Below are 10,819 nucleotides of genomic sequence, written 5' to 3' on the forward strand. Positions count from 1 at the left end.
AGGCAGCAAAGACTGTTACAGGCCAAAATCCATGTCTTATATACTTTATCTTTCAAGTTGCCTCTTTGTTGATTGCACTCACTAAATTAAATCAAGTAGCTATCTACGATCCTGCCTTTCACTGTAGACAGCCTGTGGCTGAGCAAATTCGTTCTCTTGCCGTTATGGTACATTTTGAAATCCATTTGTGTGTACATTATTAAACCGGATATCGCCTAATTTTATTTATCATTATGAATTTAAATAATTTTATTAGATAAAATTGCAGAATGGTTTATTTTTGAAAAACCGTATATTAAGAGGATAGCACTATTTTATTACTGTAAATGAATAGCTTAAAATTTATCTACGTAATCAGATGTTCTCTATGCAATTTGGTAAGTCGGAATGGGGGATGAACAACGTTTCTCTGTGTCTTAGCAATTCACCCCACAAGAATACAGTAAATTCATTTATTTTTAGCAAGTTATGGGTTTACCTTGTAACCTGCATTCGAGAGCTTATAATGTTCTTCCCCCTTAACAATCGGCATAATTGAATAATATGAAATACCGCGATCTAAGAGACTTTCTTTCCTTGCTGGAACAATCTGGTGAATTAAAACGAATTAGTATGGAAGTTGATCCCTATCTGGAAATGACTGAAATCGCGGATCGTACTCTTCGTGCCGGTGGGCCTGCCCTGTTGTTTGAAAACCCCAAAGGATATTCAATGCCGGTTTTATGTAATCTGTTTGGAACACCTAAGCGGGTTGCGATGGGGATGGGACAGGATGATGTTAAAGCTCTGCATGATGTTGGCAAGTTGCTGGCTTTTCTCAAAGAGCCGGAGCCACCAAAAGGTTTTCGTGATTTGGTTGGTAAGTTGCCTAAATTCAAACAAGTTTTAAATATGCCAACTAAGCGTCTCAGTTCTGCGCCTTGTCAGGAGCTGGTCTGGGAAGGAGATGATGTTGATTTGACCCGAATCCCAGTGATGCATTGTTGGCCGGAAGATGCTGCTCCTTTGATTACATGGGGTCTGACCGTAACCAGAGGGCCAAATAAAGAACGCCAAAATCTGGGTATCTATCGTCAGCAAGTTTTGGGTAAAAATAAACTTATTATGCGCTGGTTATCACATCGCGGTGGGGCACTCGATTTTCAGGAATGGTGTCAGGCTCATCCGGGGGAGCGCTTTCCTGTTTCTGTCGCTCTGGGGGCGGATCCTGCCACAATTTTAGGTGCTGTTACGCCTGTGCCTGATACCTTGTCTGAATATGCTTTTGCCGGATTGCTGCGCGGGCATAAAACGGAAGTTGTGAAATGTTTGTCCAATGAATTAGAAGTGCCAGCCAGTGCTGAGATTATCCTCGAAGGGTATATTGAACCGGGTGAAATGGCTCCGGAAGGACCATATGGTGACCATACTGGTTATTATAATGAAATCGATATGTTTCCTGTATTTACCATTACCCACATTACCCAGCGCCGTGATGCTATCTACCACTCTACTTATACAGGGCGTCCGCCGGATGAACCGGCTGTATTGGGCGTTGCACTGAATGAAGTGCTGGTACCGATCCTGCAAAAACAATTTCCTGAAATTGTCGATTTTTATCTACCTCCTGAGGGTTGTTCTTATCGGCTTGCCGTCGTTACGATGAAAAAACAATATGCAGGGCATGCCAAACGGGTCATGATGGGTGTCTGGTCATATCTGCGGCAATTTATGTACACAAAATTTGTGATTGTCTGTGATGATGACATTAATGCCCGAGACTGGAATGATGTTATCTGGGCAATAACAACGCGGATGGATCCGCAACGGGATACTGTCTTAATGGAGAATACACCAATTGACTATCTCGATTTTGCATCACCTGTTTCCGGGCTTGGCTCAAAAATGGGATTAGATGCAACCAATAAATGGCCGGGAGAGACACAAAGGGAATGGGGGCGTCCGATTGTCATGAGTGATGAGATCCGGGCCCGTGTCGATGAAATTTGGGATCAATTAGATATTTTGAAGCGATAAGAGGGAACGCATGACAACACTAAGCTGTAAAGTAACATCGGTTGACTCCATTACAGATACAGTTTATCGGGTTCGTTTATTACCTGATTCGCCTTTTTCTTTTCGTGCAGGGCAATACCTTATGGTTGTGATGGATGAGAGGGATAAACGCCCTTTCTCTATGGCATCATCACCATCAGAACACCAGACGATTGAATTGCATATAGGGGCTTCTGAATTGAACCTGTATGCAATGGCGGTGATGGATAGGATCCTGGATCAGAAAGTTATTGATATTGATATTCCACACGGGCAAGCGTGGTTTCGTGAAGACAGTAAAAATCCGATGCTATTAATTGCAGGAGGAACCGGGTTTTCATATACCCGTTCTATTTTACTGGCCGCCTTAGAGCAAGATCCTGAGCGCGAAATTGCAATTTATTGGGGTGGGCGTGAGCTGCAACATCTCTATGATTTAGGTGAATTGCAATCTTTAAGTGAACGTTACCCTAATTTAACTGTTGTTCCTGTGGTTGAGCAGTTTGATGGTAGTTGGCGGGGAAGAACGGGAACGGTATTAAGTGCTGTTCTGGAGGATTTTGGCAATTTAGCTCCGTATGACATTTATATCGCCGGTCGCTTTGAAATGGCTAAAATTGCCCGTGAACGGTTTTGCAGTGAGCGTGATGCTTCTCTTGAGCGTATGTATGGTGATGCGTTCGAGTTTATCTGATTTATACATTTTGTCCTTCAAGTTGTCTCTTTGCTGGCTGAGCTCGCTCACCCCAGTCACATAGTTATCTATGCCTCTGGGGGATTGCTGCCGCGACGTATCTTGAAATCCATTGTGTATATACCTACCATCTGGTGAGCAATAATAAAAAAACCCGCCCCTGACAGGCGGGAAACTACGGCAACAACTTATTCGAGTGATGCAATAGATAAGACAGACAAGGGGAAATACTCACAAATAATCGTCAGATACTTCGATAGCTAAACTCTTTCAATAATCGTGGCAATGCCCTGACCCAACCCGATACACATAGTTGCTAATCCGAACTGGACATCTTTACGCTCCATCAGATTCAGCAAGGTTGTTGTGATTCTGGTACCAGAACAGCCCAATGGATGACCAAGTGCAATAGCACCACCATTCAGGTTAATTTTGTCATCCATACTATCCAGCAGATTCAGCCCCTTCATACATGCCAGAGATTGAGCAGCAAACGCTTCGTTTAATTCAAACAGATCAATATCCGAAAGAGTCAGACCGGCTTTTTTCAATGCCATTTGTGTTGCAGGAACAGGACCATAACCCATGATGGAAGGATCGCAACCAACAACCGCCATTGAACGGATACGGGCACGAGGCTTCAATCCCAGTTCACGTGCTTTACTTTCACTCATAACCAGCATTGCTGACGCACCGTCTGAAAGTGCTGAAGAGTTACCGGCGGTTACACTACCCGTAACGGGATCAAAGACAGGGCGTAGACCAGCCAAATCTTTCAGATTAGTATCCGGGCGGATAACCTCATCAAAATTAATAAGCTGAATGTTTCCGTCAGCATCGTGCCCGTGAAGAGGGGCGATCTCGTTGGCAAAGGCTTTTGATTCTGTTGCCTGTGCAGCGCGCTGATGTGAACGCATAGCAAATTCATCCTGCATTTCACGGCTGATCCCATGCATTTTTGCCAGCATCTCAGCCGTCAGGCCCATTACGCCCGCAGCTTTTGCTACATTACGACTTAATTTAGGGTGGAAATCGACACCATGAGTCATCGGAACGTGGCCCATGTGCTCAACGCCACCAATCATGGCAATATTGGCATCTCCCGTCATGATCATGCGGGTCGCATCATGCAATGACTGCATTGAAGAACCACACAGACGGTTAACGGTAACCGCAGGTACTGAATGAGGAAGCCCAGCCAGCAATGCAGCATTACGGGCAATATTAAACCCTTGCTCCAGTGTTTGTTGTACACATCCCCAAGAGATATCATCAATCTGCTCAGGCTGTACTGATGGATTACGTTTAAGGAGTGATTTCATCAAATGTGCTGAGAGATCTTCGGCACGGGTCTGACGGAATACTCCACCTTTTGAGCGCCCCATCGGGGTACGGATACCATCAATAATGACTACGTTTTCCATGTTTTCAGACCTCACGCTGTTTCACCTGAATTAACAGCAAGCTTTGCTGCCGCAGGATAGTAACTTTCATTGCTCTCAGCTTTCGCTTTCAGGCCGGCTGGAACCTGATAAAGTGCACCTAAATGGGCATAGCTTTCAGCCAATTTCACATAGGCTGCTGTTCCCATTGTATCCAGATAACGGAAAACGCCACCGTGGAATGGAGGGAAACCTAAACCATAAACTAGCGCCATATCTGCTTCTGCAGGGCTGGCAATCACACCTTCTTCCAGACAACGAACAACTTCGTTAATCATTGGGATCATGGTACGGGCAATGATATCTTCGCCAGAGAAAGTCTGTTTAGGCTGGCTTACACCTGCCAGTAACTGATCGGTGGTTTCGTCCTGCTCTTTTTTCGGTTTACCTTTTCTATCCTGAGTGTATTTATAGAAACCAACACCGTTTTTCTGGCCGTAACGCTGGTTTTCAAATAAGACATCAATGGCATCCCGATAATCGCGGCTCATGCGCTCAGGAAAACCTTGTGCCATGACGCTCTGTGCGTGATGGGCAGTATCAATTCCAACCACGTCAATCAGATAGGCAGGGCCCATTGGCCAGCCAAATTCTTTTTCCATGATTTTGTCGATTTGACGGAAATCACCACCATCTCGCAATAACATGCCAAAGCCGGCCAGATAAGGGAATAGAACACGGTTTACGAAAAAGCCCGGGCAATCATTCACAACAATCGGGGTTTTGCCCATTTTGCTGGCATAGGCAACAACAGCAGAAATGGTTTTTTCTGATGTTTTTTCTCCACGAATGACTTCAACCAGCGGCATACGGTGAACCGGGTTGAAGAAGTGCATACCACAGAAGTTTTCTGGTCGCTTCAGTGATTTGGCTAATTCAGTAATTGGAATCGTGGAAGTGTTGGATGCCAGAATGCAGTCATCATTAATATGAGATTCTGCTTCTGCCAGAACTGCCGCTTTAATTTTCGGGTTTTCAACAACAGCTTCGACTACAACCTGAGATTGCTCAATACCGGCATAATTCAAGGTTGGCTGGATGGATGACAAAATCTTAGCCATCTTCATTGCATCCAGACGTCCGCGTTCAAACTGTTTGTTGAGCAATTTAGCCGCTTCGTTCATGCCGAGATCCAGCGCTTTCTGATTAATATCTTTCATCAGAACCGGCACACCTTTACGTGCTGATTGGTAAGCGATACCGCCACCCATAATACCTGCGCCCAGCACAGCGGCATGTTGAGGTGTTGAAACTTCTTTCAGATGTTTTTTTGCCAGACCTTTTACATATTGGTCATTCAGGAAGATCCCGACTAAAGCACGGGCAACTGAAGTATGCGCTAGCATAACGAAGCTATCACTTTCCAGTTTTAATGCTTCATCGCGATTCAGAGTCGCGGCTTTTTCAATGGTTTTTACCGCAGTAATCGGAGCCGGATAATGAGGCCCTGCGACTTTCATTACCATGCCTTTTGCCACAGTGAAGCTCATGGTGCGCTCAATTGCATTGAGGCTAAGTGGGACTAGTTTAGGTTGGCGGGCAGCTTTCCAGTCTAAATCGCCCTTAATAGCTTGTTCCAGAATAGAAACAGCGGAGCTAACCAGTTTCTCAGCAGGCACAACGGCATCAACCAAGCCATTTTTCAACGCTTCCTCTGCACCGATATCTTTGCCGGCTGTAATAATTTCAAGGGCATTATCAGTTCCGATCAAGCGTGGCAGACGAACTGAGCCACCAAAGCCCGGCATGATACCTAGTTTAGTTTCTGGTAAACCAATTCGAAGGTCTGGGGATGCTACGCGAAAATCAGTGGCAAGGACCAACTCGCAACCGCCACCAAGCGCATACCCATTGATTGCGGAGACTGTAGGAACAGAGAGGTCTTCAATTCGGTTGAAAATGTTATTAGCGAGATTGAGTAGTTCATGAAGTTTTTCGGCTGGTGCGCTGAATAAGGATAAAAATTCAGTGATATCAGCACCAACGATAAAAGCCTGTTTTTCAGAACGGATTAATAGCCCTTTTAACTCAGATTGTTGTTCAAGGGTGGCAATTGCCTTATCCAGTGATGCAACAGTCTTGGTATCCAGTTTATTAATTGCGGCTGACGCATTGAAGATCAGTTCTGCAATGCCATCTTTCAGCCAGTTTACTTGAATAGTTTCACTTAGGTAGAGCATGTCATTCTCCTCAATGAGTGCATACCATCTGGTATGACCAGATGTGGTTGATTGTGATTAGTGTGTTAAGTGAATGCAAATCAATGATTAATTTTTTGTAGGGCGGATCACAGGTAAGATTTATGATGGGAAGTGCTATTTTTTATTATTGCATTGAAAAATATAAATATTATCAGTTAATTCTTATTAAGTTGATTTTCAGTGATGACACGAAAAATAATGTATTGTGGTAAAATTCAAATTCCGGCCAGATAACCCAAAGGTTCATAAAATGGAAAAGTTGGCATCTCTGTATCAAGAACATATTAAAATTTTGCAAAAGCGTGCTAAAGAAATATTAGCACGCAGTCAGCTTGACGCCCTGCTTATTCACTCTGGTGAGTTATTACGAGTATTTCTCGATGATAGCCATTATCCGTTTAAGGCAAATGCACATTTCAAGGCATGGGTTCCTGTAACCAAAGTACCGAATTGCTGGTTGTGGATAGATGGTGTTAATAAACCTAAATTATGGTTTTATTCCCCAGTGGACTATTGGCATAGTGTGGAGCCACTTCCTCACGGATACTGGACGGAAGAAGTGGAAATGTTCCATCTGGCCAGCGCGGAAGATATCAACGCAGCACTGAATGGCTTTTCAAAACAACACACGGCCTACATCGGCGGACAAGTTGAACGTGCGAAATCGCTGGGGATCTCCGAGCATAATCTTAACCCTAAAGCTGTTTTAGATTATTTAAGCTATCATCGTTCCTACAAGACAGATTACGAACTGGCCTGTATGCGTGAAGCGCAGAAGACAGCAGTGAATGGCCATATGGCGGCACATGAAGCATTTTTGTCAGGTGTCAGCGAATTCGAAATCAATATGTTCTATCTGATCGCAACAGGCCACCGTGATACTGATGTGCCTTATGACAATATTATCGCACTGAATGAAAATGCTGCTGTTTTGCACTATACAAAGTTGCAGCAGACGGTACCTGCTGAAATTCGCAGTTTTTTGATTGATGCTGGTGCAGAATATAATGGCTATGCAGCGGACATCACCAGAACTTATGCAGCGAAATCAAATAGCGAGTTTGCTTCTTTGATTAAAGGGCTGAATGACGAACAGCAGGCAATTATCACCACGATCAAAGCAGGTACTCGTTACACTGATTATCATATCAATATGCACTATCGCATAGCCAGATTGCTGAAAAAGCACGATATCATTAATGGGATTAGTGAAGAGGCTATGGTTGAGAAAGGGCTGACAACGCCGTTTTTCCCTCATGGGCTTGGTCACCCGCTTGGCCTTCAGGTACATGATTCTGCCGGATTTATGCAGGATGATACAGGAACTCATTTGTCTGCACCGGAAATGTATCCTTATTTGCGTTGTACACGAGTTCTGGAACCGAGAATGGTTTTGACCATTGAGCCGGGGCTTTATTTTATTGAAACCTTATTGGCCCCGTGGCGTGTCAGCGAATACAGCAAACATTTCGACTGGAAAAAGATCGATGTGCTTAAGCTATATGGCGGTATTCGTATTGAAGATAATATCGTTATCCATGATGGAAAAATTGAAAATATGACCAGAGATTTACAGTTGCCGTAATGAAGCCTTATTTAATTCCAGCGGCTTCAGTCAGCTTTACTGAGGAAATAAAGAAGAGCCGTTTTATTACCCTGCTGGAGCATACCAGCGGGGTTGATGAAGCAAAATCGTTTATTCAACGTATCAAACAGCAATACCCTGATGCCCGACATCACTGCTGGGCTTTTGTTGCTGGTGCTCCCGATGATTCTCAGCAGTTAGGGTTTTCAGATGATGGTGAACCTACCGGAACTGCGGGTAAGCCGATGATTGCACAATTGATAGGAAGCGGTTTAGGGGAGATCACTGCAATATCCGTCCGCTATTTTGGGGGGATAAAACTGGGAACTGGTGGGTTAGTGAAAGCCTACGGTAATGGCGTTCAGCAGGCGCTTAAGCTATTGGAAAAAGAGTATAAAGTTCCACAAAAACAGTACCAGATACAATGTGAATATGCACAAATCTCAATGGTAGAACAGTTATTACAGCAATTTTCAGGGCAAGTACTTGCCAGTGAATATACGGAAAATGTTACATTGCAAGTCTCATTACCTGCTACTCTTGCGGATGAAATAGGTAATAAATTACGTGACTTAAGTCGCGGTACGCTATTTTTAACATCAAAAGAATAATTATTTTGTCATACCTGATTTCGAAGGAACCTGCTGAATGCATTTTCGCACCATAACCCGTATTGTCGGGCTACTTGTCATTATTTTCTCTGTCACAATGATTATTCCGGGGTTGGTGGCATTGATTTACCGAGATGGTGCCGGCAAAGCTTTCAGTCAGACATTCATTTTTGCACTTCTGATTGGTTTGGTACTTTGGGTACCCAATCGGGAACAAAAATATGAATTGAAACCTAAGGAAGGTTTCTTGATCGTTGTATTGTTCTGGACTGTATTGGGTAGTGTCGGTGCTTTGCCTTTTATTTTTTCAGAAAAACCTAATCTTTCTATTACTGATGCTTTTTTTGAATCTTTCTCAGGCCTAACGACGACAGGAGCGACGACACTTGTTGGTCTTGATTCTCTTCCTAAAGCCATTCTCTTTTATCGGCAAATGCTGCAATGGTTGGGAGGAATGGGAATCATCGTATTAGCGGTTGCGATCCTGCCTTTGCTGGGGGTAGGGGGAATGCAGCTTTATCGGGCGGAGATGCCGGGGCCATTGAAAGATAATAAAATGCGTCCTCGTATTGCTGAGACGGCAAAGACTCTCTGGCTGATTTATGTTTTGTTAACCATTGCCTGTGCGGTTGCCTTATGGGCAGCCGGAATGTCAGTTTTTGATGCCATTTCTCATAGCTTTTCTACTATTGCGATAGGGGGGTTCTCAACCCATGATGCCAGCGTAGGTTTCTTTAATAGCCCGACGATTAATACTATTATCGCAATTTTTTTACTGATCTCTGGCTGTAACTTTGGTTTGCACTTTGCTGTGCTTTCAGGAAGAAGCTTAAAAGTCTATTGGCGTGATCCTGAATTTCGCATGTTTATCAGTATCCAGCTGGCATTGGTCGTCATCTGTATGCTTGTTTTGTGGCAGCACTCCGTTTATGAATCAAAATTAAATGCACTGAATCATGCCTTCTTTCAGGTTGTGTCGATGGCAACTACAGCAGGGTTTACGACGGACAGTTTTGCTCATTGGCCACTGTTTCTGCCGTTTCTGCTACTGTGCTCTGCATTTGTTGGTGGATGTGCCGGATCGACGGGGGGGGGTCTGAAAGTCATCCGTATCTTGTTGTTGTTTCTGCAAGGCTCCCGCGAACTAAAGCGATTGGTTCATCCTAATGCGGTATACACAATTAAATTGGGGCGTAGGGCATTACCTGAAAAAATTATTGAAGCAGTTTGGGGGTTTTTCTCCGCTTATGCATTGGTTTTCATCATTAGTATGTTGTTACTGATTGCTACAGGGGTTGATGAATTTTCTGCGTTCTCTGCTATTGCAGCAACACTGAATAATCTTGGGCCGGGATTGGGTTCGGTAGCCGATAACTTCACTACAATGAACCCGACAGCGAAATGGGTTTTAGTGGTGACAATGCTGTTCGGGCGTTTGGAAGTTTTCACTTTATTAGTCTTATTTACGCCAACTTTCTGGCGCGATTAATCTAAGAAGATAAAAGGGCGTATTTATGAATTACCTATTGCTCTATTCCACACAGGATGGACAGACTAAGAAAATAATCACGCGTATTGCAGAAAATATTCGCCGGGCGGGTATCGATTGTGATTTGAGAGATCTAGCGACAGTCAATCATATGAATTTGCTTCCTTATAATAAGGTGATGATCGGGGCTTCAATACGTTATGGGAACTTTAATTCGGCATTACATAAGTTTGTTGTACGCCATCAAAAGCAACTGAATCAACTAACCACGGCTTTCTTCAGTGTCAATTTAACAGCCAGAAAACCAGAAAAAAGAACGCCTGAGACGAATGCTTATGTCCGTAAGTTTCTGGTAAAAAGCCCTTGGCAGCCCGATTTGTGTGATGTTTTTGCCGGAGCACTGCTTTATCCCCGCTACCGTTGGTTTGATCGCATAATGATTCAGCTCATTATGCGTATGACCGGAGGGGAAACTGATACAACAAAAGAGATTGAATACACTGACTGGGCCCAAGTGGATCATTTTTCTCAGGCATTTTTACAACTAGAGCCTCAAAAAGAGGCTTAAAAGCGGTCTTTTTGCTGGTTATTGCATCGCTTTGAGGGAAAAAGAAACGAACAGGAAAAAAATGCAAAAAAACTATTGTCAGGACCGAAAAACTCCCTATAATGCGCCACCACTGACCGACGCTGAGCTGCACACAGCCGCCGAGGCCAGCGGAACGAAAGCGAAAATAAACGCTTGACTCCGGAGGCGAAAAGC

8 protein-coding genes are annotated in these 10,819 nt (G+C 43.9%); 6 read left to right on the plus strand and 2 right to left on the minus strand.

The annotated features are described in order from the left end of the window. The first annotated feature begins 543 nt into the window (after positions 1 to 543). Positions 544 to 2,016 carry a 4-hydroxy-3-polyprenylbenzoate decarboxylase gene (ubiD, locus tag AAC855_RS16400; protein WP_099111838.1) on the plus strand — a complete coding sequence of 491 codons (1,473 nt, stop codon included), beginning with the start codon at positions 544 to 546 and terminating at the stop codon, positions 2,014 to 2,016. Positions 2,017 to 2,026: 10 nt separating this feature from the next. Further along, positions 2,027 to 2,728 carry an NAD(P)H-flavin reductase gene (gene fre / locus AAC855_RS16405; protein ID WP_340611011.1) on the plus strand — a complete coding sequence of 234 codons (702 nt, stop codon included), beginning with the start codon at positions 2,027 to 2,029 and terminating at the stop codon, positions 2,726 to 2,728. Positions 2,729 to 2,988: 260 nt separating this feature from the next. Here fre and fadA read toward each other — a convergent pair whose 3' ends face one another. Then, complete coding sequence (fadA, locus tag AAC855_RS16410) at positions 2,989 to 4,152, minus strand: acetyl-CoA C-acyltransferase FadA (RefSeq protein ID WP_340611012.1); 1,164 nt, start codon at positions 4,150 to 4,152, stop codon at positions 2,989 to 2,991. 11 nt (positions 4,153 to 4,163) lie between these two features. Beyond that, positions 4,164 to 6,350 (minus strand): fatty acid oxidation complex subunit alpha FadB, encoded by a 2,187-nt coding sequence (fadB, locus tag AAC855_RS16415; RefSeq protein ID WP_340611013.1) that lies wholly within the window; start codon positions 6,348 to 6,350, stop codon positions 4,164 to 4,166. A 271-nt stretch (positions 6,351 to 6,621) separates the two neighbouring features. On the opposite strand from fadB, the gene pepQ reads away from it, so the two are divergent. From pepQ to hemG, 4 genes are read left to right on the plus strand one after another with little or no spacing between them, the layout of a single operon-like run. Next, positions 6,622 to 7,956 carry a Xaa-Pro dipeptidase gene (pepQ, locus tag AAC855_RS16420; protein WP_340611014.1) on the plus strand — a complete coding sequence of 445 codons (1,335 nt, stop codon included), beginning with the start codon at positions 6,622 to 6,624 and terminating at the stop codon, positions 7,954 to 7,956. Next, entirely contained in the window at positions 7,956 to 8,567 is a 612-nt protein-coding gene (locus tag AAC855_RS16425) for an IMPACT family protein (RefSeq protein ID WP_340611015.1), read from the plus strand. The genes pepQ and AAC855_RS16425 overlap by 1 nt, the downstream gene beginning before the upstream one ends. 37 nt (positions 8,568 to 8,604) lie before the next feature. Continuing rightward, entirely contained in the window at positions 8,605 to 10,056 is a 1,452-nt protein-coding gene (gene trkH / locus AAC855_RS16430) for a Trk system potassium transporter TrkH (protein ID WP_340611017.1), read from the plus strand. A gap of 25 nt (positions 10,057 to 10,081) precedes the next feature. Further along, the gene (hemG, locus tag AAC855_RS16435; protein WP_340611019.1) at positions 10,082 to 10,624 is read left to right on the plus strand and encodes a menaquinone-dependent protoporphyrinogen IX dehydrogenase; all 543 of its coding nucleotides are present in this window, start codon (positions 10,082 to 10,084) and stop codon (positions 10,622 to 10,624) included. Positions 10,625 to 10,819 lie beyond the last annotated feature (195 nt).

The organism is Xenorhabdus bharatensis, from assembly GCF_037996705.1.
In the GTDB taxonomy this organism is placed as follows: Bacteria; Pseudomonadota; Gammaproteobacteria; order Enterobacterales; family Enterobacteriaceae; genus Xenorhabdus; species Xenorhabdus bharatensis.

Excerpts from the sequence above, each read along its gene's own strand:
- hemG (WP_340611019.1), top strand. The coding sequence starts at position 10,082 with ATGAATTACCTATTGCTCTATTCCACACAGGATGGACAGACTAAGAAA.
- trkH (WP_340611017.1), top strand. The coding sequence starts at position 8,605 with ATGCATTTTCGCACCATAACCCGTATTGTCGGGCTACTTGTCATTATT.
- AAC855_RS16425 (WP_340611015.1), top strand. The coding sequence starts at position 7,956 with ATGAAGCCTTATTTAATTCCAGCGGCTTCAGTCAGCTTTACTGAGGAA.
- pepQ (WP_340611014.1), top strand. The coding sequence starts at position 6,622 with ATGGAAAAGTTGGCATCTCTGTATCAAGAACATATTAAAATTTTGCAA.
- fre (WP_340611011.1), top strand. The coding sequence starts at position 2,027 with ATGACAACACTAAGCTGTAAAGTAACATCGGTTGACTCCATTACAGAT.
- fadA (WP_340611012.1), bottom strand. The coding sequence starts at position 4,152 with ATGGAAAACGTAGTCATTATTGATGGTATCCGTACCCCGATGGGGCGC.
- fadB (WP_340611013.1), bottom strand. The coding sequence starts at position 6,350 with ATGCTCTACCTAAGTGAAACTATTCAAGTAAACTGGCTGAAAGATGGC.
- ubiD (WP_099111838.1), top strand. The coding sequence starts at position 544 with ATGAAATACCGCGATCTAAGAGACTTTCTTTCCTTGCTGGAACAATCT.